The organism is Pantoea cypripedii (assembly GCF_011395035.1).
GTDB lineage: Bacteria > Pseudomonadota > Gammaproteobacteria > Enterobacterales > Enterobacteriaceae > Pantoea > Pantoea cypripedii_A.
Genome location: NZ_CP024768.1, coordinates 2,010,394 through 2,034,104, shown reverse-complemented (window position 1 = coordinate 2,034,104; position 23,711 = coordinate 2,010,394). Strand labels below are relative to the sequence as shown.

General features: G+C 52.2%; 10 protein-coding genes. 4 read left to right on the top strand and 6 right to left on the bottom strand.

The features are described 5' to 3' along the window. Positions 1-11: 11 nt before the first annotated feature. The 5 genes from yiaK to CUN67_RS09450 all read right to left on the bottom strand — a co-directional run bounded on the left by yiaK (position 12) and on the right by CUN67_RS09450 (position 5,919). Positions 12-1,010, bottom strand: a complete 999-nt coding sequence (gene yiaK, locus CUN67_RS09470; protein WP_208715027.1) for a 3-dehydro-L-gulonate 2-dehydrogenase — start codon at positions 1,008-1,010, stop codon at positions 12-14. Positions 1,011-1,324: 314 nt separating this feature from the next. Beyond that, a complete protein-coding gene (locus CUN67_RS09465) occupies positions 1,325-2,158 on the bottom strand; it encodes an SMP-30/gluconolactonase/LRE family protein (RefSeq protein WP_208717144.1) in 834 nt (277 codons plus the stop codon). 14 nt (positions 2,159-2,172) lie between these two features. Beyond that, a complete protein-coding gene (locus CUN67_RS09460) occupies positions 2,173-3,273 on the bottom strand; it encodes an ABC transporter substrate-binding protein (protein WP_208715026.1) in 1,101 nt (366 codons plus the stop codon). After that, on the bottom strand, positions 3,270-4,370 hold the full coding sequence (locus CUN67_RS09455; RefSeq protein ID WP_208715025.1) for an ABC transporter permease: 1,101 nt from the start codon (positions 4,368-4,370) through the stop codon (positions 3,270-3,272). The genes CUN67_RS09460 and CUN67_RS09455 overlap by 4 nt, the downstream gene beginning before the upstream one ends. A 22-nt stretch (positions 4,371-4,392) precedes the next feature. Further along, entirely contained in the window at positions 4,393-5,919 is a 1,527-nt protein-coding gene (locus tag CUN67_RS09450) for a sugar ABC transporter ATP-binding protein (protein WP_208715024.1), read from the bottom strand. Positions 5,920-6,244: 325 nt separating this feature from the next. Between CUN67_RS09450 and CUN67_RS09445 the strand changes: the two genes are divergently transcribed. Further along, positions 6,245-7,060 (top strand): IclR family transcriptional regulator, encoded by an 816-nt coding sequence (locus tag CUN67_RS09445; protein ID WP_208715023.1) that lies wholly within the window; start codon positions 6,245-6,247, stop codon positions 7,058-7,060. Positions 7,061-7,158: 98 nt separating this feature from the next. On the opposite strand, the gene CUN67_RS09440 is transcribed toward CUN67_RS09445, so the two are convergent. After that, positions 7,159-7,710, bottom strand: a complete 552-nt coding sequence (locus CUN67_RS09440; RefSeq protein WP_208717142.1) for a YbhB/YbcL family Raf kinase inhibitor-like protein — start codon at positions 7,708-7,710, stop codon at positions 7,159-7,161. A 114-nt stretch (positions 7,711-7,824) separates the two neighbouring features. Between CUN67_RS09440 and CUN67_RS09435 the strand changes: the two genes are divergently transcribed. From CUN67_RS09435 to CUN67_RS09425, 3 genes are all read left to right on the top strand, one after another. Further along, positions 7,825-12,393, top strand: coding sequence for an ATP-dependent helicase (locus CUN67_RS09435; protein WP_208715022.1), 4,569 nt, complete (start codon positions 7,825-7,827; stop codon positions 12,391-12,393). A gap of 133 nt (positions 12,394-12,526) precedes the next feature. Next, complete coding sequence (locus tag CUN67_RS09430) at positions 12,527-18,112, top strand: hypothetical protein (protein ID WP_208715021.1); 5,586 nt, start codon at positions 12,527-12,529, stop codon at positions 18,110-18,112. Next, the gene (locus tag CUN67_RS09425) at positions 18,066-23,705 is read left to right on the top strand and encodes a hypothetical protein (protein WP_208715020.1); all 5,640 of its coding nucleotides are present in this window, start codon (positions 18,066-18,068) and stop codon (positions 23,703-23,705) included. The genes CUN67_RS09430 and CUN67_RS09425 overlap by 47 nt, the downstream gene beginning before the upstream one ends. The last annotated feature ends 6 nt before the right edge of the window (positions 23,706-23,711 follow it).

Below are 23,711 nucleotides of genomic sequence, written 5' to 3'. Positions count from 1 at the left end.
TAGCTCCTCCGTTACAGCGCCTGGATGCGCGTCCAGACACGTTCATCCACCGGAATGCCAAGGCGCTGGTTTTCCGCCCGCAATACCGGGAATCTTTCGCCCGGCAGACGCACCGCCTGCTGGCTGTCAGCACGTTCGGCACCGGTAATCGACGCGCGAATGCGTTGCAGCTTGTGGTCGCGGGTCGCGCCGTCAATCAGGCGGTCAACATCGATGGCGATAAACACCTGCGAGATACCAAATTCGTCGCCGTTGTCTTCGGTCACTTCGGTCACTGATGCGCCGTTGGAAAGCAGCGTGGCGAGCATATCCAGCACCACGGACAGCGCGGAACCTTTCCAGTAGCCCATCGGCAGGATGCGACGGTTGTTTTCGATGGTGCCCGGATCGCGGGTGTAGTTACCTTCATCGTCGAAACCGCCATCCACCGGCAGGGTTTTGCCTGCCAGACGGTTCACCTCAAGCATGCCGTAGGAAAACATCGACATGGACATATCCACCATGGTGATCGGCTCGCCAGGCACGGCGACAATCAGCGGGTTGGTGCCGATGGCACAGTTTTTTGCGCCCCACGGCGGCATCACCGCAATCGAGTTGGTCCAGCAAATGCCAACAAAACCCTTCTCTGCCGCCTGCCAGCCATAACTGCCGCCACGCATCCAGTGATTCGCGTTACGCAGCGCCACCAGGCCAATGCCATGATCGCTGGCCAGTTCAATAGCGCGATCCATCATGTTGCGGGCGGTGATATTGCCGATGCCGCGTTGCGCATCCCACTGCTCGATGGCCCCCAGCGACAGCATTTTTTTCGCCGTGGCGTCGGCCACGATATGCCCGGCATCCAGCTGCTGAATAAAACGCGGGAACCGATTTACGCCATGAGAATAGACGCCGTTGAGACTGGTTTCGGCAAACATCGCCGCACAGTCGGTGGCCTTATCCTGCGGCACCTTGCGGCTTAACAGGACACGCAGGAATTCTTCATATAACTGCTGATAACTGATTCTCATACGGCACTCACTCCCCAGCGCTACGCTTTAAATTTCATATGTTGGAATGTTATTTCAAATAAATCGTATGGGGAAAGCAGCGGCGAGTCAAAGAAATGGGTGGGAATTTTTTACTTATAAATCAATCAAGTAAAAATTTGATCTGCTTTTGTGATCGCCCGCAAATTGGCCGATCTTCAGGCGTGGGGAAGCCGGGTCAGGGGGAAATCTGACCCGACTGATACAGACTGGCACCCATTTGTAGCGGCGCGCTATATCGTGCGCGGTACCGGAAAACCCGCGCGATAAATCGCGCCGCTACGGAATGTGTCCCATTACATACGAATACGCACCCGATACAACGACGTGGTGGCGGTGATATACAACTCGTTACCCTCCGGGCCACCGAGCGTGCAGTTCGATACCCGTTCCGGCAGCGGAATTTTGCCGCGCGTCTCTCCGTGGCTATCGAAGATAATCACCCCGTCGGCGCAGCTACAGTAGATATCACCGTTGCTATCGACGCAGAATCCGTCTGGAAAACCCGGTGCTACCTCGGCAAAGAAGCGCCCTGCCACCAGTTCCCGACCATCCACCTGGTACACCCGCAGCTGCCGACGCCCCAACATGGGGAAATCCACTACCGACATATCAGCCACATACATCAGGCTTTCATCCGGGGAGAACGCCAGCCCGTTCGGACGTTGCAGATCGCTGGCCGCAATGCTGAGCTGCCCACTAGCCGGATCGAAGCAGTACAGATAGCAGCCAATCACCTGGCTATGGGCGTGATACCCCTCCTCATCGTTGATGATGCCGTAAGGGGGATCGGTGAACCAGATGGTGCCATCGGAGCGCACCACCAGATCGTTAGGTGAGTTGAAGCGTTTCCCTTCAACCCGCTCCACCAGCATGGTGACGCTGCCATCATGCTCCGTGCGACTAATACCACGGCGGCCATGCTCGCAGCTCACCACCCGGCCCGCCTGATCGCGGGCGTTGCCGTTAGCGTAGCTGGCGCTGGCTCGCCACAGGCTGAGTTCACCATTGCGCTGCCAGCGAAACATACGGTTCCCCTTCACATCACTAAACACCACCGCATCCTGCTGTGGCAGCCAGACCGGGCCTTCGGCCCAGATCGCGGGAGAACAGAGTTTTTCCACCTGCATCATATTGGCCTCCGTTACTGCACACCCCAGATGGCTTTGTAGTGACCCTGGTAGTTGTTAGCCGGGTCGTAGTTGTTCTGTGGCCCGCCGTCGTTACCGATATTTTCTTTGGTGATCAGATGCGCCGGGGTGACATAGCCGGATGATGGCTGCCCGGCAAAAGCACGGTTAAATTCATCCAGCAATTGCCAGCCGTGCAGTTTGAGCGGTTCCGCCACGGTGGCAATCTGGCTGTCTTCATTGCGGATACGCTGGAACGCGGAAATGGAACCGTCTCCCGCCGAGATATTAAACGGGGCATTTTTCCCGCCTTTGCCAGCGGTTTTCAGTGCCGGAGCCATAAAATCGAAATAGAGATCGTTGATCGACAACGCATACTGGAAATGATCGCCATATTTCTGCAACAGGCTGAAAGTCATGGAAGGCATACGGTTGGCGGTATCGGCCAGCGGTGTATCGATAAACTCGACCACCTTACAACCACTGCACTTCTCAATTTCCTGCTTCATGGTGTTGGCCTTATCCAGCGCGATTTGATAGAGCGAATCGGTAAAGATCAGCACCTGCGCCTTACCGCCCGAACGCACTACCGCATACTGCGCTGCCAGACGCGCGACTTCGGTAGAATCCGAGGTGATATTGTCGGTGACGCCGTATTTCTCAATCGGTCCCGGTTGCGGTTCGGCATGCCAGGCCATCAGCACGATTTTTTGTTCTCTGGCTTTTTTCAGCGGGATTTTCGCCACGTTCGGGTTCCAGCCACCGATGACGATGCCGTCCGGTCGCTGGGCAATCGCCTGATTCAGCGCCGCAAGCTGGTCTTTCACCGAGCCGCCGCCGTCGAGGGTTTCCAGTTTCCAGCCCGCGACCTTCGCTGCCTCACTTAATCCCTGCTGCACCCCCTGCACCCCGCCGTTTTTCATGTCAGAGGCGATAAAGATAATTTTCTTGTTAGCCTGCAGTTTCGGTCCAGTGGTTGGCCCATCCCAGGTGCTGGAACTGGCGGTGGCTTTTGCCACCGCTGCGGTTGCCTGGTCGAGGTAACTGTCTGCGTGCGCGGTCACTGATGCCACCAGCATGGCGGCAAACGTCAGACCTAATGCCTGATTTTTCATAATGAATTCCCTGGTGTGATGGTTTTTTGTTTATGGTCAGGTGCAGAGGCCGGTGCGCTTTGGCTGCGCACCACCGCTTTTTGGTTCAACATGCGGCGACGCTGGGCGTAACCGGCAAGGGTGATCGACAGCAACAGCGTGGCCCCGTTAAACAACGGTTCAACCCAGAAGTCACCGCCAAACTGCTGAATACCGGCAATACCGATGGCGAGAATCGCGATCCCCACCACGGTACCCCAGACGTTAACGCGTCCCGGACGGATGGTGGTGCTGCCAAGGAATGCCCCCACCAGCGCAGGCAACAGATAATCCATACCCACACTGGCCTGGCCGACACCCTGTTCGGCAGCAATCAGTACGCCACTGAAGCCGGTGAGGACGCTGGAGGCAATAAAGGTGCCGATGATGTATTTGTTCACCGCGATACCGTTCAGGCGTGCCGCAACAGGATTGCCACCTACCGCATACATGCAGCGTCCCAGCGGGGTGTGTTCGGTGATCAGCCACAACACGATGGCCACAGCCAGCACATAGAACGCGCCGATGGGGATACCGAACAGCTCGGTATGGTGCAGCGCGCTAAAGGCATCGGGCAGATCGCCGACAATCTGGCGTCCGCCGGAGTGCCACAAGGCCACGGCGTATAACACGGTGCCGGAACCGAGGGTGGCGACAAAACTATCAATATCCGCTAACGCCACCAGAATGCCGTTGAGCAGACCATACAACGCCGAGATCGCCAGCACCGTCAGCACCGCCATCTGCCAGGAGAAGCCATATTCCACCTGTAAGGTGATGGCGAGGATATGCCACAACACAATACCGAAACCGACGTTAAGGTCGATCTTACCGACGATCATCGGCAGCGTAGCCGCCAGGGCCAGCAGGGCAATTTTGGCTTTACTGGCAAGAATCGCCTGTAACGTCAGCATGGTGGCGAACGACGGTGACAGCACGGAAAACAGCAGGGTTAGCAACACGCACAGCAGCAGCAGGCCGTAGCGCGTCATAATCTGCATCGACCAGGGGGCAAAGCCATGCTGTGCCAGGCTTACCCGCTGTTCGAGCGCGGTGGATTTTACGGATGTTTTCGACATAATTTTTCTCCTGCCTTCCTTTTCAGACGTTGGTTAATGGGGCAGCGCTGCTGGCAGACGCCAGCTCCAGCAAACCGGCAAAGGTCACCTGTTCATTTTTTAATTCCCCCACCACCTGGCCACGGTTAAACACCAGTGCGCGGTTGCAGATATGGGCGATCTCTTCAAGGTCGTTGGAAATCACCAGCACAGCGATGCCATCGGCCAGCGCCTTATTCAGCAGGTGATAAATCTCTTCACGCGCACCGACATCCACACCGGCCGTAGGATCCTCCAGAATCAATAACGGGGCGTTGAGGTGCATCCAGCGTGCCATCACCACTTTTTGCTGATTGCCACCGGACAAGGCGCTGATATCGAGGTTGACGTCTTTTGGCCGGACATCGAACAGCTGCACCTTCCACCAGCTGGCGCCAATTTCGGCGCGACGTCCGTAACGTGACAGCAGCCGATGGCCGCAGGCAGTGGGATTAAGAAACAGGTTTTCACGCACGCTCATCGACATCACCAGGCTTTCACCGGTGCGATCGCCAGCCACCAGCGATACACCCGCCGCCATCGCCTGCTGCGGTGTCTGAGGGCGATACGCCTGATCGCGAAAGTGGATGCTGCCCGCGCTGGCCTGACGCAGACCAAACAGCAGGCGACCAATCTCCTCCTGCCCGGCTCCGCGTAATCCTGCCAGCGCCAGCATTTCGCCGGGTTGCAGGCTAAAGCTGACCGGCCCCACTTCATCAATGCACAGTTCGTCCAGCACCAGCACCGGGTTTTGCGCGTCGGGTAACGGCTGCCGCTGGTTCCCTTCCAGCGCTTCACCCACAATCATCTCCACCAGATCATGCAGCTGATAGTCGGCGGTGTTGCCTTCCGCCACATGTTTGCCATCGCGCATCACGCAGATACGGTCGGAGATTTCGATCACTTCATCGAGACGGTGAGTCACGTAGATCATGCCGACCTTGCGGCTTTTCAGCCGATTGATCACATCAAACAGATGGCGCACATCATTGGCCGGTAATGATGCGGTCGGTTCATCCAGCACCAGCACTTCTGCGTTAACCGCCACCGCACGCGCAATCGCCAGCAGCGATTTTTCGGTACGCGAGAGTTCGAACACACGGGCGTCCGGGTCCAGTACGATGCCCACCTCCTCCAGTGCAGCCCGCGACCGCTCGCGTACTGCGCGCCAGTCAATCAAGCCGAGACGACGGGTAAACCCCATCACCAGCGCCATATTTTCCGCCACCGTCATCCATTCGATCAGACCGAGATCCTGATGAATAAAGGCGATTGGCTGGTGCGTGGCCGTTTTCAGACTGGCGGCGGAGGCGATACTGGCATCGTGAAAACGGATATCCCCTTCATCACGGCTGTAGACACCGGCCAGCACTTTTATCAGGGTGGATTTTCCCGCGCCGTTTTCTCCCAACAGGGCAACCACTTCGCCGGGATAAACCGCCAGGCTGACATCATTCACGGCGGGATTGCCGCCAAAGCGTTTGGTGATATGGCTCAGAGTAAGAACCGGTGTTCCCGGGCTATGCTGCATTACCGCCTCCTGCAAACTCCTGGTGAGCATCAACAGCGGCGACAACCTGAAAACACCGCTAAATTTCAACATGCGAAATACGATTCCAAAAAATACTATTCCTGGCGCGCACGAAAAGCAAAGAAGTGAACAGGATATTTCACGTTAATAAACATGTAGTTATATTTTCTGTTGCGGAATTGTGATGCATCACTCACTTCCAGCGGGGGTGGATTTTCGCGAAAAGTCACACTAAAACTGGCGAAGGATTCCCAGGCTGAAGTGTCTGAGTTAACATCTGGCGACTGCTCTTTTACCGGGGCAGGAAAACTGAGAGGAAGCGTGGATGGTGGTTAAAGTGGATAAAGCAAAGGAAGAAAAGAGTGACAAGCCGCTGGGGACGCAGAGCCTGTTTCGTGGATTGCAACTGATTGAACTGTTGAGCAATTACCCCAACGGATGCCCGCTGGCCCATCTTTCTGAGCTGTCCGGTATGAACAAGAGTACCGTGCACCGCCTGTTGCAGGGGTTGCACAGCAGTGGTTATGTCACCCAGGCTCCCTCGCCCGGTAGCTATCGCTTAACCACCAAATTTATTTCAGTTGGACAGAAGGCACTTTCCTCGCTCAACATCATCCACGTCGCTGCCCCGCATCTGGAAAAGCTGAATTTAGACGTGGGAGAAACGGTGAATTTCTCCAGCCGCGAAGATGACCACGTGATCCTGATTTATAAGCTGGAACCCACCACCGGGATGATGCGCACCCGCGCCTATATTGGCCAGCATATGCCGCTGTACTGCTCGGCAATGGGGAAGATTTTTATGGCCTGGGGCAGCGAAGATTATCTGCCCGAATACTGGCAAAGCCATCAAAACAGCATCCAGCAGCTGACGAAAAACACCATCACCACGCTGCCGGAAATGATGGAAGAACTGAAAAACATCCGTCAGCAGCAGACGGCGATGGACCGTGAAGAGAATGAGTTAGGCGTCTCCTGTATTGCCGCCCCGGTGTTCGATATTCAGCAACGCGTGCCTTATGCGGTATCGATATCGTTACCCACCGCTAAGCTGCAACAGATTGGGGTGAAAAAACTGATGGGACCGGTGGTCGCCACCGCCCGCGCGATATCTGAAGAGCTGGGATACCACAGCGTATAAACACCCAGTAGCGGCGCGATTTATCGCGCAGTCGCGTGCGCAGTGCGGGAAACACCTGCGCGATAAATCGCGCCGCTACGAATCCGTGCGGTGGGTAGTTATTGATCGTTAGTAAAACGCCCGACGAGGGTTGCAGCTCCCAGCGCATGTCCTTTTAACTTCGCTACCAGCGCATCATGGGTTAAGCCTGCAGGTAACTGGTCTGGCGATAAATCGGTGGCGACCAGCACAAAATTGTAGTGATGGACGCCGCTCCCCACCGGCGGACACGGGCCGTAATAACGCGTGGTGCCGGGAGAGTTCTTACCCCCGGTGTAACCGCTACCTTTTGCCAGTTCACCCTGAGCAAACGAAGACCGATCGGCGGCGATGTTATACGCCACCAGATGTGTCACGCCCAGCCCCTTTGCTCCCACCGGATCGGTGATCATCAGGGCAAAACTACGTGTTCCGACAGGCGCATCAGACCAGCTCAGTGCCGGGGAAATATTGTCACCGGTGCAGGAAGGATTACCTTGCGCGTTACCGGCAAATGCCTTTGGCAGAATGGCGTTGTCAGTAAAATCGGATGATTGCAAGGTAAAAATCGGGGCAGCCATCACTGAGGCGGGGAACAGCGCCAGCAGTAGCGCGCGCTTAAACATAACCATCATTCACTCCTGTTGATGAATAAACCGACTAAAGAAACAAGTATATACCCTGATTTTCCCCCTTCGACTTCGCTAAACTGAGAAATGCACCGATTAAGAAATCAGGGAAACCGAATGCCAGATTCAGCTCTCAGTCATTTCTTACCCGCAACACAACAATGGTTTCGTGCTGCGTTCAACACCCCCACTCCGGTGCAGGCCGAGGCCTGGCAAGCCATTGCCAGCGGGAAAAACTGTCTGGTGATTGCCCCCACCGGCTCTGGTAAAACGCTGGCGGCGTTTCTGTATGCGATTGATGCCTTGTTTCGGGAACGCAGCCAGGCAGCCACCGTCGAACGCAGCCATAAAACCCGTATCCTGTATATCTCGCCGGTCAAAGCGCTGGCAGCCGATGTCCACCGCAATCTGCAGTTGCCGCTGGCAGGGGTTGAGGCGCAGCGCCGCGAGCAGGGTGAGCCGGAGATAGCGCTGGTCACTGGCATGCGTTCCGGTGATACGCCCAGTGCCGAGCGGGCGCAGTTGCAACGGCGTCCGCCCGATATCCTGATTACCACGCCAGAATCTCTCTTTTTGCTGCTGACCTCGAAAGCCCGTGAAACGTTACAGGGCATCTCAACGGTGATTGTCGATGAAGTTCATGCGGTGGCCGGCACCAAACGCGGCTCCCATCTGGCGCTCAGTCTGGAACGACTCGATGCTCTGCTGCCCCATCCGGCACAACGCATTGGCTTATCGGCCACGGTGCGTCCGGCAGAAACGGTGGCACGTTTCCTCGGTGGCGCGGGTGAAACGCGGGTGGTCAACCCCGATGCGAAACGGCCATTACAGCTGACCATCACCGTCCCGGTGGCAGATATGACCGATATCCAGCAGCGACCGGATGCACGCGCCGTTCAGGATGCCACCCTGGCTGCCGGGTCGATCTGGCCGCATATCGAAGCAGGTATCCTCGACGAAGTGCTGCGCCATCGTGCCACGCTGGTCTTCACCAATTCGCGCGGGCTGGCGGAGAAGCTGACCGCGCGTCTTAACGAACTTTATGCCCGGCGGCTGGGGGAGCAACCAACCGGGCCTGAGGAATCTTTCGGCTACGGTTCCTTTACCGGTGGCACCGAAAAGCGAGTGCAAACACCTGACAATTATATCGCCCGCTCGCATCATGGCTCGGTGTCGAAAGAGCAAAGGCTGGACATTGAAACCGCCCTCAAGGCCGGGGAATTGCGCTGCGTGGTGGCGACATCAAGTCTTGAACTCGGCATTGATATGGGCGATATCGACCTGGTGATGCAGGTCGGGGCACCGTTGTCGGTTGCCAGTGCACTGCAACGCGTTGGGCGCGCCGGACATCAGGTTGGCGGCACCCCCAAAGGCATTTTCTGGCCGCGAACGCGACGCGATCTGGTGGATACCGCGGTGACGGTTGATGCCATGCTGGCAGGCGAGCTGGATGCTATCGCCGCACCGCATAACCCACTGGATGTGCTGGCACAGCATACGGTGGCCGCCGCCGCGATGGACACCTTACAGGTTGATGCCTGGTTCGATCGGGTCCGGCGCGCCGATCCTTTCCGCACCCTGCCACGCTCCGCCTTTGACGCGGTACTGGATATGCTGGCAGGACGCTATCCTTCCGATGAGTTTGCCAATTTGCGGCCACGTATCATCTGGGATCGGCACAGCAATACGCTCAGCGGTCGTCCGGGTGCGCAGCATCTGGCCGTCACCAGTGGCGGGACAATCCCGGATCGCGGCATGTTCAGTGTGATGTTGCCCGAGGGGGAAGAACAGGCCGGAGCCAGGCGCGTGGGCGAACTGGATGAAGAGATGGTGTACGAATCGCGGGTCAATGACATCATCACCCTCGGTGCCACTTCCTGGCGTATTCAGCAAATCACCCACGATCAGGTGGTGGTGGTCCCTGCACCAGGGCGCTCGGCGCGTCTGCCGTTCTGGCATGGCGAAGGGGTTGGCCGTTCTGCCGCCCTGGGCGAAGCGATTGGGCGTTACCTGCGCGCCATCGATCAGGGTGCAGCACCGGGTGCGGCCCTGGATGCGTTTGCGCGCCACAATATTCAGACGCTGATTGCCGAACAACACAAGGCCACCGGCACGCTGCCCACCGACCGCACCTTACTGATTGAACGCTGCCGGGATGAAACCGGCGACTGGCGCGTGATTCTGCATTCGCCCTATGGCCAGCGCGTCCATGCTCCCTGGGCGCTGGCGGTAGCGGAACGCATTGGTCGGGTGATGGGCATCGATCCTGCCGTGGTCGCCAGCGATGATGGCATTGTCGCGCGTTTCCCGGACAGTGAAGGTCGCGTACCGGGAGCAGAAATGTTTCTGTTTGAGCCGGATGAACTGCAACGGGTAGTGACCCAATCGGTTAGCCAGTCGGCGTTGTTTGCCGCCCGGTTTCGCGAATGTGCGGCGCGCGCGCTGTTGTTGCCCCGGCGCAATCCCGGTAAACGTTCACCGCTATGGCAGCAACGCTTACGCGCCGGGCAGTTACTGGAAGTTGCCCGCCAGTTTGATGATTTTCCCATCCTGATTGAAACCGCGCGTGAATGTTTACAGGATGTTTATGACTTGCCCGCTTTGCATCACCTGATGTTGCGGCTGCAACAGGGGGACATTCAGCTGGTGGAGGTCAGCACTGACTCCCCGTCACCGTTTGCGGCACCGTTGCTGTTCGGTTACGTGGCCGAATTTATGTATGCCAGCGATGCGCCCCAGGCGGAGAAACGCGCCTCAATGCTGGCGCTGGACAGCAAACTGTTAAGCGATCTGCTGGGCCAGGTCGATATGCGCGAGCTGCTGGATCCCGCCATGGTTGCTCGCGTAGAACAGGAATTACAGCGCACATTGCCTGATTACCACGCCAGCAGTCGCGAAGGGGTGGTGGATCTGCTGCGTGAAATCGGCCCCCTCACGACAGCAGAGTTAACCGCACGCTACAGCGGCGCAGAAGGGCTGGATAACGGATTAGCGGCGCTTCAGCAGGCGCAGCGTATTTTCAGCGTCAATATTGCCGATGAAACGCGCTGGGCGGTGGCTGAAGACGCCGCACGACTGCGCGATGCGTTAGGCAGCACCGTGTCAGATACCTTGCCATCCGCGCTACTGCAGCCCGTGGCGCGCCCGTTGTACGATCTGATCAGCCGTTTCGCCCGCACCCATGCGTTGTTTACCTCATCGCAGATTGCCCTGCATTTCGGCCTGGGACGCGCGGTCGCGGATGATGCACTGGAGGTGTTACGTCAGCAGGACAAAGTGCTGAAAGGTGACTTCACCGCATCCGACACTCAGGAACCGCAATGGGTGGCGCAAACTGTCTTCCGTCGCCTGCGTGTGCGTTCATTGCAGGCGGCACGGGAAGCCACCAAACCGGTTGATCAGGCGGTCTTCGTCGCCCTGCTGCTGGAACGCCATGGGATAGTGAGTGATGCCGCCACCCGTCAGGCCCAGGGCGCATTTAGTGGCGTCAATGGGGTGCTGCGCGTGATTGAACAGCTGGCCGGTATCGCATTGCCCGCTGCGTTGTGGGAATCACACATTCTTCCCGTGCGGGTCCGTGATTACCAGCCTGCCATGCTGGATGAACTCCTCGCCAGCGGCGAGGTGATCTGGAGCGGTCAGCGCGCGCAGGGTGCCAGTGAAGGCCTGGTATCATTACATTTGAATGATTACGCCGCTGAAACGCTGTCTGCGCCAGACGAAGGAAAAGCGGTTGCGCTGACGCCGCTACAACATTCGCTGCTGGAACTGTTGCAGGACGGCAGCGGCTGGTTTGTGCGGCAATTGCTTCCGCGTCTGACAGATGAACATTCTGACGCGTCACTCATCTATGAAGCGATGTGGGATCTGGCCTGGCGTGGTTATCTCACCACCGATACCTGGTCAGCACTGCGCACGCTGAGCAGCAATACCAGCGCGCCACGTGCCCGTCCCAGTCGTCATCGGCGCGGACGCCTCAGTTACGCCACACCCGCTGCGCGTATCAGCACCGGTCCGGCCCTGAACAGCATGGCTGGCCGCTGGTCGCTGATTACGCGCCCGGCCATCGCCGATACCGAGCGCGCACTGGCGCTGACGGAAAATATGCTGGATCGCTTTGGTGTCATTAGCCGTGGTGCGGCCATCGCGGAACAGGTGCCGGGAGGATTTCCGGCATTACAACCCATGCTGCGCGGGCTGGAAGATGCCGGGCGGCTGCTGCGAGGCAGATTTGTTGCAGGTATGGGGGCAGCCCAGTTTGCTGATCATACGGTGATTGATCGCTTGCGCCAGCTCGCGGGCAACCCGCATTTTGGCACCAGCCCTGTTGCCCTTGCCGTCCTTGATCCTGCTAATCCTTTTGGTGTACAGCTACCGTGGCCACAGAGTCTGGCCGGTAATCGACCGGTACGCCGTAATGGCGCACTGATGGTGATTGCTCGTGGCCAGGTGCTGCTTTATTTGCCTCAGGGGGGTAAGGAGCTAATGACTTTTGCTGCCGCCGTGACCAGCGATGAAATGTATGCAGCGGTGCTGGCGCTGGGTGTGGCACTCAAACGCGAGAAGCATCTTAACTTTACGCTGGAGCGCATCGATGATCTTCCCGCCGGGCAATCACCGCTGCTGCCCGCTCTGAAAGAAGCCGGATTTTCTCGCGTACCACGCGGTTATAGCTGGTACGGCTAGACCCTGTCAGGTCTCCGCTCAGAAATTTTTCATCATTTCATCACGATCCCTTGCTTGTCAAAATCCAGAGCCGCAGCCAGGTTTTAGCCTGTTTTGGACAGATGTTCCGGTTTTTACCGTTAAGGAGTTTCGCATGCAAGGAGCAGCCCCTGTTTCCACACCGGCTACCGGCCGGGCCGTACCTGAATCTGCACCTCTGTCCACCTTTCCCCTGAGCCGGTTCTGCCGTTCCCTGCGTAACAGCCTGGCGCATCTCTACAGCAACCACCGCCTGCCACGCTCCCCTTCTGAAGCGCTGCGACAGAGTCTCTCTAATGCCTCCGGCTATCTCAGCATCCTCACACGATCCAGCCCTTCAGGCATTGAGACGCCACCGCTCGCCGCCGCGCAGCTGGTGACACGATGGATATTTTCCCTGCTGCAACAACAGGCCATACATCAGGCTGACGCTCAGCGCCTTCAGCTGCTGACCGTCACCTCTGCTTATCCCGCCGTGAATGCGTTTATTTACCGCCTCAATACCTTCGCCCTTTCCGCCACCTCGCCACAGCTGGCGACCTGTGCACTCCGGCGGATTGACACCTTCGTCGCCAGCCAGCACACGTGGCTCGCCAGCCTGCCACTGCAGGAACAACAGGTTTGTCGCGAATTTATGCATAAGCTCACCGCCTGCCTCGAAAATATGGCTTTCTGGCAGCCACGCGCCACGCTCCTGCTCCCGGCGGTCTGTCGCCTGGCGCCTTACTTCAGCGTCTGGGCCGGGGTGGCTCTGCCTCAGCTCGCCTCTTCTGCCTCATCCCCACACACCCGCCAGCTGCTCAGTGCCAGCATCCTCACTGAAGATAATACCGGCCCCGATGCCGAACAGTGGTTCACACCGGACAGAACCGTTATCAATCTGCCGGGGGATGTGACACTCCCGACCCTGCATCTCAGCAAAGGACAGTCGCGCTGCCTGCGGCTGCCTAAATGTCCTGCTGAGCTGGTCAGCCATACCGGCAATCTGACCACAGGCTTCGACATCGCCGGTGTCGGCATCGAACACAACCTCGCCACCGAAGTCTGTATCAGCAATTACGGCGTTCCCGAAATAGAAATCAACCGCCAGCTGAACGCCGCCACCACCGCTTATCCCTCGCGGCTTTATCGTGTCCCCCTGCGCATTGCCGGAGCAGGCGATGACGGCGTCTGTCCCGCTTCACGCGCTGCTATTCCCGTCACCTTCAGCCACCAGCCGGACCTGCTTCCCGCACCCGTTCTCGCCGGGGAACCACTGCGGGCGGCATCAGCAGACTGGAATTTTCTGCCGATGGTCGGGGCGCAGTACAGCGCCGGAGATGCCAATAGTGCGCGTGAACAGAATTCATTCCTCTCCCCGTTCTTTGACTGGGAGGATTTTTACTTGCCGGATGAAGTGGAAGAAACGTCGCCGCCTGCCGAAACGCTGTCAGCATCATTATCGCCAGCTGAACAGATTGATCACGAGGTCAACCTGTTCGAACGAGATAAAAGGATTTTATTTGCCTTTCGGTTTCCGCCCAGATCCCCCTCAACAACAGATTCCCGGGGGTTGACCACATCAGTTCCTGCTACAACCCCCGATAGTATGACCCGGTTGTTTGGCCGGACTGATGAAGTGAGTGCAGCAGGATCGTGCCGGGTACCTTACATACCGCTGGTCGCCCGCGATCTTAATGAAATGTTCGAGAAGATAGATCACTGGCTCAGACAGATGACGCCTAAACAAATTGATAACGTCATTCATGTTTTTTTTACCCGTATGACGGGAGACACCCACTCTCAACTCCCCCTTCTGGATAAAATCGTCACCGTGGCAAGAAAATTAGTGATGAAAAATCGTCAACAATATGCGTTTGATGATAACGAATCTTTCCAGTTTGCGGCTCAACTCTTTAAGCACTCGTATTTTTCCAGCAATAAAGAGCTGTTGAAAGCCTGGGTGAAATCCGGAGAAGGAAAACAACAACTGGCCGATATACTTCTTAATGCTATAGATCGTGCCATACCTGATTCAGGTAAATTGTTATCTGAGACCTTCAATATCCTTACACAGATCGTAAAACCAGAATTCACTTCATTTTCCTCACTGGCAAATATCCAGATAGACTTACAAAACAGATTTAAAAACAACCTGATAGCAACGATAACAATGCCGAATACAACGCCACCTCGTTTTTTGGAAAATGAAACAGCAATTGAAAAACTACAATTTCTCCATCTCGAATTTATTAAAAACAACCTACCCTGCTTTCGTTTAAGCAACAAACTGGATGTGAGTGATGAAATTGTGTTATCAAAAAACGGTATGTTATTAACTATCGCTGCAGGTATCATCTGCGATGATAATAAACTCATCAATCTTGCAAAAAATAAATTAATACAGTTTGGCACTCAGGCATTACTGCGTCTTTCAGAAAATTATCTATTAACAAAGTTCTCCTTTTTTAATCATCTGCTGGATACGGGAAAATTCAGGATGTTTGATTTTATTAACAGACTCGAAGCCGAAGGAGGTCTGCTGGTTCGCACATTATATTTCAACCATATCATTCATCAAAAACTGCAACAAGGTGGAATACAAGCCAGCCAGCTTAAATCTGACTATCAGGCTTTAGCCGATGTCTCAAAAAAACTCTGCAACCTGGCGCTGGAAGATATATCCGATATCGATCAGGATTTTTTTCTAAACGCATCGAGGGAACCAGCAGGTTTGGAGGTCTGTTTTATTACGGCAGAAAATACATCTGACGCGGTTAAAAAACGTCATTTTATTGGCTTTACTCTGGCTGCCCACTCAGAGCGTATCAGACGATGTTATACGGTTTCCGAAATTCCAGCGCTCAATAATTTCGTTGCGCTTCTTGCTTATAATGATTCTGAAAACTATCGAAATAAAGAGCAGTATACCAGCTGGATTAATTATCGCGGTAAGGCCGATTTTATCGCGCGCCTGTCAGGGCAGAATATTGGTTTAATGTCCCAAAGCACATTTTTTGTCAGCGATAAAATCACCGTTCCTGCCGCCAGTGCAGGAGAAAGCTGGAAAAGTTATATTCAGAATCTTAGCCAAAGCATAGTCAGCCAGCGTTTCCCTGAAATGAATACGACATCAACAGTGTCATCATCAACGTCACTGAATACTTTGATTAATTTTACCGGAAACTTAATCTCTCAATTTATCCCGATAGAATCCTGTAAGCAGGCGCTGAATGATGTCCTTGAAAAACCAGACACCGCGACGAAAGTGTTACTCACCCTTGAGGATGCGATGCTATGCCTTTATGATCTATCACCTGAAGGCGAAAGCAGCAAACTGGTAAAATCTTTAGCCTATGTTGCCCGTTCGGTGATTGGAAAAATAACGGAAAAAATAAGAGAAGAAACAAAACGTACATCTGCACAATTCAACGCTGAACCAGGCAATATTCCAGTACTTCAGGAACAAATTTACCTGGAAGATAGTCAGATTAAACATGTTTTGGCTAACTCCTCCCTCTTCAGTGCTGATTTTAACTGGATGTTGCATAACAACTCCCTCAACCTCCGGCAATTACCTCCTCAGATTAAATTTCTTAATGTCGTCTGGAATATGATCACCGATCAAATTTATTGCAAAGCCAATACCACGCAAGGCGTAAGAAACTATCGGGTGGACCAGGAAAACCTGACACTTCTCCCTAGCGATCATGAGATTCCTGATCATGAGTTGCATACTCAGGACTTAGCATTAAATGTAAATTCTTTCTTAACTCAAATAAAAAATGGCACTCTCGATGCGTTGAAAATAGCCAGACTTGAAGAGGATATGACCGTTGTTGATAAGTATGGATATGTTTATTTCAAAAAAGAATTCAATGAGATTAACTTTGCCAGGGCAAATATTACCGATCTGTTTTTCAACAATTTGATTGCACCTGCTGGCTGGAAGCCGGTAAATCTGTGGGTTAAAAATGACGACGGGGACATGATTATCACCGAATGGCGGGACAATCATGGGCATAGTCAATTTCAACAGCTTTCTAAATTTAGCGACTTCTTTCGCTCCTGGACCGGCGAACCTCATAATAATAATGAACGATCGCAACGGATAAAGCGGGATGTGTCTACACCTGCACCCGACTACACTGACATCATTAGCCCAATGACATATGGCTATCGCATAGTTAACCCCTATGAAGACTATCAACGTATTGCTGCAATGAAGGAATTAATTACTGAAGGGAGTAAACTTCCCGACCCGCCTCACTTTGCCGAAATTGAGTGCAGAAAAATGATGCAGGATCTGGAGCGAAACCTGCCATTTGGCGTACTGGAGCAAAAATTTCCTGCGGCCAGAGAATTTATCAGAAAATTCGCCCAATGGGACATTCCTGCGGTGATCAATGCCGGTTTTAAAAAATTCACCAAAGCCATTGAACTTTTCCACCAGATTTACCCTGAAGAAAACACCTTCTATCCTAAAGCGGTCCTACTGATTGAAAAACTCGAAGCACTGGATCGTAAAATAACGGCTTTTCGCTATCGCAACCAGGCATGGAGAGATAAAGTAGCGATTTATTATGATCGTTACCCAGCGCGTGAAATAAAAGTCAATAGCCGAATAAACAAGATCCTCGACAGTCTTTCTTCACCCTCCCCCGGCTCGCGTGACACGGCAAAATACATCCTGAAAACCAGGACAACTCAGGACATGGTACGCAATTACCCTGAGTTCTATGCCAGACTCACTGACAATTTAAAAGAATTGCAAGCGCAAGCGAGAATGACCAGCAACCTCTTTAATAATCGATTGTACCGTAACGTTATGGGAGACACGCTTTATGAATTTACGGGGGTAAAATTTTCTCAGGATGAAATTGCCTCTTTCACTTCTGATTTTAGAAGAATGCAGAACCATATCATCGCCACAACACCTGACAAGTTCCGAATTTTTGAAGAGCGATTCTCAAGAGATGGCAAGTTGGTTTCCGGTTGTTTTAAAGATGATGCAGAGAAAATTTTATTTAGCACTGGCGACCTCGCGTTCACCAACCTTAATGATAACCACAAGTACATTTATGTTCAGAAAATCCTCAATGACGATTTATTCAAACAGATCGCCGCGCATGAAATTGACCATGTTAATAATGGATTAGATCTGGCTTACACCCCACCGGAAGTCTATATTGAAAGTTATAACTTAATTAAAAAGTTCAGTTTTAGCGGAATTCAACAGATTGGCAAAGAACTACTTTCTGACAGAGGCCATCTGGTTGATTATCTTATGCGTGATAAAGATTTTCTGAGCAACTTTTGCGAACAACTAATTCGCTATGCCAAAGACCCTGTTCATCGAGTAAAAATTGGTGACTTTCAGCATAACTATTTAGGTAAAAATGCGGTTCATTACCGTAACCGCTATAGTGATGAAGCCATTGCAAAGCGTTCTGAATTAAAAAACCTGGTGGCGATTGCCTATAACGATCATCCCTTTCTGCTCTATTTTTTTAAACAGAATGCCGACTTTATGATCAGCCTGTGGCATCGATTAGCTGGCATCGCCAATAAATATTTTAATCAGGACAGAACCATCAGTGAGGAAGAAACCGCAAAATTTGAGCTTCTAAAATCTTTAGTGCTGAAGGCGGGTGCTGCCATGCTGGATGAGGTGAATGCTGGTGCATCAACTTCGAATGCAGGCCAGGGTAGTCAACGTTGAGGAATTTAATATGCATGGAGCAACACCTGTTTTTGCACCGGCTACCGGCCGGGCCGTACCTGAATCTGCACCTCTGTCCACCTTTCCCCTGAGCCGGTTCTGCCGTTCCCTGCGTAACAGCCTGGCGCACCTTTACAGCAACCATCGCCTGCCACGCTCCCCTTCTGAAGCACTGCGGCAAAGTCTCTCTAATGCCGACAGCTATCTCAGCATCCTCACGCGCTCCAGTCCCGCAGGCATTGAGACGCCACCGCTCGCCGCCGCGCAGCTTGTGACACGATGGATATTTTCCCTGCTGCAACAACACGCCATACACCAGGCTGACTCCCGGCGCCTTCAGCTGCTGACCGTCACCTCTGCTTATCCCGCCGTTAATGCGTTTATTTACCGCCTCAATACCCTGGCCCTTTCCGCCACCACGCCTCAGCAGGCGACCTGCGCACTCCGGCGGATTGAGGCCTTCACCGCCTGCCAGCATGCATGGCTCGCCAGTCTGCCGCCGCAGGAACAACAGGTTTGTTGCGAATTTATGCATAAGCTCACCGCCTGCCTCGAAAATATGGCTTTCTGGCAGCCCCGCGCCACACTCCTGCTCCCGGCGGTCTGTCGCCTGGCACCCTATTTCAGCGTCTGGGCCGGGGTGACTCTGCCTCAGCTCGCCTTATCAGCCTCTCCCCCTCCCGCCTGCCAGCGGCTCAGTGCCAGCATCCTCACTGAAGATAACACCGGCCCCGACGCCGAACAGTGGTTCACTCCGGACAGAACCGTTATCAATCTGCCGGGCGATATGACACTCCCGACCCTGCATCTCAGCAAAGGACAGTCGCGCTGCCTGCGGCTGCCTAAATGTCCTGCTGAGCTGGTCAGCCATACCGGCAACCTGACCACAGGCTTTGACATCGCCGGTGTCGGCATCGAACACAACCTCGCCACCGAAGTCTGTATCAGCAATTACGGCGTCCCCGAAATAGAAATCAACCGCCAGCTGAACGCCGCCACCACCGCTTATCCCTCGCGGCTTTATCGTGTCCCCCTGCGCATTGCCGGAGCAGGCGATGACGGCGTCTGTCCCGCTTCACGCGCTGCTATTCCCGTCACCTTCAGCCACCAGCCGGACCTGCTTCCCGCACCCGCTCTCGCCGGGGAACCACTGCGGGCGGCATCAGCAGGCTGGAATCTTCTGCCCATGGTCGGGGCACAGTACAGCGCCGGAGATGCCAATGGAGCGCGTGAACAAAATCCATTCCTCCCCCCGTTCTTTGACTGGCAGGATTTTTACTTGCCGGATGAAGTGGAAGAAACGTCGCCGCCTGCCGAAACGCTGTCAGCATCATTATCGCCAGCTGAACAGATTGATCACGAGGTCAACCTGTTCGAGCGGAATAAAAGAATGTTTATTCCCTTTTTATTTCCCATGACATCACGCCCCAAAACGGGTTTTCCCGCCACCTCGACATTACCCTCTGCCGTAACACAAAACATTATGCATCAGTTATTCGGCGCGACTGATGAAGGGAAGCCGGTCGGCTCGTGCCGGATAAAGCATGAGCCGCTTATTGCACGCGATCTTGATGAGATGCTGGCTAAAGCACAGCGGTGGCTCAGGCAAATTCCAGCAACGCAGATTGATTACCTGATTCACTCTTTTTATCGCCTGTCGAATGACATAAGCGACTCGCCATCAAGTGCGTTAGCCGAGACGGTATCCATAGCCATAACGTTAGTGAGCGGGAGCGATCACCAATATGATTTTGATCATGACGCGGCCTATCGATTTGCCTCATTTTTGTTCAGGGATTCACCCTTCATCGGTAACCAGGAGCTGCTGGAAGCCTGGATAAGTTCCTCCGAGGGAAAACAACAACTGAGTTATATTTTGCTGGGGCGTCTTGATCGTACGCTTCCCGGTCAGGGAAACTTGCTGTCCACAGCTTTCTCTTCTCTCTTCAGGATCATGAGACCTGAACATACCCTTTTTTCATCATTGGCAAATATCCAGCTCGACCTGAAAAACGGGTTAAAAAATAACATCAGGACATCAGTAATAAGCACAGCAGGTTCATTACCCCATTTTCTTAAAAGTGAAGTCAATATGGAGAAATTGCAGTTTCTCTTTCTTGAATTTATTAAGTACCACCTCCCCTTTTTTCGCTTAAGCGCAAAACAGGACGTCAGCAATGAACTTATCTTTTCTGCCAGTGGCGTACTGCTCACTGTTGCAGCGGGTCTGATCGAAGATGAGAATAAGTTGAGTAACCTCACGAATAAAAAGTTAAAGCAATTCGGCATGCATGCCCTGTTGAACTATTCTGAAGATTATCTGCTAAGAAAATTCTCTCATTTTGACAGGTTGTTGAAGAAAGGTCAGCTCACGATGATGGATTATCTCAACGGTCTCGTCACCAAAGGTGGATTACTGGCGCGGTCATTGTATCTCAATAACAATATCGCGCTTAAATTATTGCAAGGTGGTGAGCCAGCCAGAAATCTTAAAACAGAATATATGAGCCTATCCGATATAGAAAAGAAAATTTATATTCTGGCTCTTGGGCAAGTTCCCCAATCAGACCAGGCATTTTTTCTTCGTGCGTCACGGTCATCAGCAGGAATTGAAGTCTGTTTTATCACATCAGAAAATTCCACAGAATCGGTAAAACATCGTCATTTTATTGGGATGACCATTGCAGCAGATTTTGAAAATAACAAACGCTGTTATTTTATTTCTGAGATTCCGGCACTCAATAATTTCGCCGCAGATCTCATCTATGATGATTCTCAACATTATGCTGCGAAAGAACAATACACCCACTGGATTAATCAACAGGGCAAGGCTGCCTTTGTCTCTCGTCTTTCACCGCAAAGCAGCCTTCAGTCATCACAAACAACATTTTTTACCCATGATATAAAACCGATATTGCCAGCCGACCTAACAGACAACTGGCAAACGTATATTCATCAATTAAGCCAGCACATTGTCAATCGGCGCTTCCCGGAAATACACGCGGCGACAACCGTCTCTCCTCCTGTAAACGCAGTCAATACCATGATTAATTTTACAGGGAATTTAGTCACGCAATTTATTCCGATACAATCCTGTAAGCATGCAATTGATGATATTCTTGACATCCCCAATACGGCAAAAAAAACCTTGCTGACCCTCGAAGATGCCGCAATATGTCTTTATGATTTATCGCCTCAGGGCGAAGGCAGTAAAGTGGTAAAATCCTTGTCCTTTGTTGCCCGTTCTGTGGTCGGGAAAATTGTAGAAGACATCCGCACAGTCATAAAACCCACCTCACCTGCGGCAAATCAGAATCCCATCGATGTTCCTCAGCTTGAAGAACAGATGTACATGGAAGATAGCCAGGTAAAACATTACCTTGCCAATGCACCGCTATTTAATGCCGATTTTGGCTGGATGATCCATAATAATTCGCTCGATATTTTACAGCTATCCTCGCAGGTAAAAATCACCGATGTCCGCTGGAACACCATAACCGACCAAATCTATTGCAAAGCGAATACCACCCAAGGTTTCAAGAATTATCGTTTTGATCAGCGAAATTTTTTACTCCTTCCAACCTCGCACTTACTTCCTGATAACCAAATGAATAATCAGGAGTTAGCATTGAATACTCATGATTTTCTCTCTTGTATCAGGAACGACACCCTTGACGCTTTAAAAATAGAGCGCATTGAACAGGATATGCACGGGACAAATAAATATGGGATGGTATATTTCAAAAAAGAATTCAATGAGGTTGATTTCAACACCTCAAACATCACGGAAACGTTCTTTGATAATTTGATCCCGCCTCCTGACTGGAAACCTATAGCCATCTGGGTGAAGAAAGACCACACCAATACCATTATCACCGAATGGAGGGATCATCATGGTCACACGCAATTTCAGCAGTTGTCTGCTTTTATGGATTTCTTCCGGGAGTGGCAAGGTGATCCAACAGACAATGTTTCAGCAGCCAGGCGAGTACAACGTGCTGTGACCACTCATGCCCCTGACTTTACCAATGTAATCAGCCCATTAAGTTATGGTTATGAACTGCTGGCTTCTCACCAGGATTATCTGAGAAAACTCTCCATTAAAGAATTAATTAAAGAAGGAAACAAACTTCCTGACCCTCCTCATTTTGCCGAAATTGCCTGTAGAAAAATGATGAAAAATTTATTGCGCATGCTTCCACCCGCCTTTTTAGAAGGAAAATTTCCGGCAGCTAAACATTTTATTGAAAAATTTGCCCACTGGGAAACTGTGGCGATTGTTAGTCCCGGTTTCAAAAAGTTCTCGACCGCAGTTGAGCAATTCCATGAAATGTTTCCAGACGAAGGGTTATTTTATTTCTCGGCAAAAAAAATTATAAATGATCTTGAAGAATTAGATAAAAAAATAAAAATTTTTCATTATCGCAATGAGGCATGGCGAGATCAATTAACAGCGCATCACACTAAGTATATTGCCCGTGAAATGAAAGTTAATAATCGGATCAACAGCATTATCGACCGGATATCGTATCCAGGATTAGAAGGCGGTGGCCGATACATCCTCAAGACCCGAACCCGACAAGAGCTGGAAAATCAATATCCTGTTCTATTCAATAAGCTCAAGATTAATATTAAAGAATTGCATTCTCAGGCAGAAATGATTCGTGATTTATTCATAAAGAAAACACACCCGAAGATGATAGAGAATGTTTTACTGGAATTTACCGGCAAAAAATTCACCCCCGATGAAGTAAACTCTTTTACTTTTGACTTCAAAAGATTGCAAAATAACATTTTAAGAATAACCCCGGAAAAGTTCAGGATCTTTGAAGAAAGATACTCAAGAAGTGGCAAGCTGGTTTCTGGATGCTTCAAACATGATGCTGAGAAGTTGCTTTATAGTGCTGGTGATGTCGCCTTTACCACTGCTGATGATAATCATAAGCATATTTATCTGCAAAATGTACTTAACGATGACTTATTTAAGCAAATTGCCATACACGAAATCGATCATTTTAATAATGGACTTAATGCGGTCTATACGCATCCTGAAGTCTATATTGAGAGCTATAATCTTATGCGGAAATTCACCTTCCGCGGAGTTGAAAAATACGGCAAGGAACTTCTTTCCGACCGAAATCATTTGACTGATTACCTGATGCATGACAACGAGTTTTTACAATCCTTCTGTATTCAGCTCATGCAGCATGCTAAAAACACCCTTCACAAAAACACCATAGAGCAATTTGAGCGTAACTACTTAAGTGAGCACTCCCCTCATTTTTCTAATCGTTATAGTGAAGAAGCTGAACCTAAACGCAAAGATCTCAAAGTTCTTATTGATATTGCTTACAACGATCATCAATTCCTGCTTTATTTTATCAAGCATAATGCCGACTTTATGACGTCCTTTTGGCATCGGGTGGCCGAAATGGCCGCTGGCGCTTCCGGGGCGACACCGGAAACTGATAAGGATGTCCCGTTACAGTTTGATCTCATAAAATCTTTAGCACTCAAAGTCAGTGCTGCGCTGTTTCATGAGCCGGACGTTGGCACGTCTGGCTCCAGCGCAGGGACATCAGGTACGGGTTAAGTTGGC

What these genes read in the sequence shown, in the direction of transcription:
- CUN67_RS09440 (WP_208717142.1), bottom strand. Translation starts at nt 7,710, where the DNA reads ATGGTTATGTTTAAGCGCGCGCTACTGCTGGCGCTGTTCCCCGCCTCA.
- CUN67_RS09445 (WP_208715023.1), top strand. Translation starts at nt 6,245, where the DNA reads ATGGTGGTTAAAGTGGATAAAGCAAAGGAAGAAAAGAGTGACAAGCCG.
- CUN67_RS09450 (WP_208715024.1), bottom strand. Translation starts at nt 5,919, where the DNA reads ATGCAGCATAGCCCGGGAACACCGGTTCTTACTCTGAGCCATATCACC.
- CUN67_RS09425 (WP_208715020.1), top strand. Translation starts at nt 18,066, where the DNA reads ATGCTGGTGCATCAACTTCGAATGCAGGCCAGGGTAGTCAACGTTGAG.
- CUN67_RS09435 (WP_208715022.1), top strand. Translation starts at nt 7,825, where the DNA reads ATGCCAGATTCAGCTCTCAGTCATTTCTTACCCGCAACACAACAATGG.
- CUN67_RS09430 (WP_208715021.1), top strand. Translation starts at nt 12,527, where the DNA reads ATGCAAGGAGCAGCCCCTGTTTCCACACCGGCTACCGGCCGGGCCGTA.
- CUN67_RS09465 (WP_208717144.1), bottom strand. Translation starts at nt 2,158, where the DNA reads ATGCAGGTGGAAAAACTCTGTTCTCCCGCGATCTGGGCCGAAGGCCCG.
- yiaK (WP_208715027.1), bottom strand. Translation starts at nt 1,010, where the DNA reads ATGAGAATCAGTTATCAGCAGTTATATGAAGAATTCCTGCGTGTCCTG.
- CUN67_RS09460 (WP_208715026.1), bottom strand. Translation starts at nt 3,273, where the DNA reads ATGAAAAATCAGGCATTAGGTCTGACGTTTGCCGCCATGCTGGTGGCA.
- CUN67_RS09455 (WP_208715025.1), bottom strand. Translation starts at nt 4,370, where the DNA reads ATGTCGAAAACATCCGTAAAATCCACCGCGCTCGAACAGCGGGTAAGC.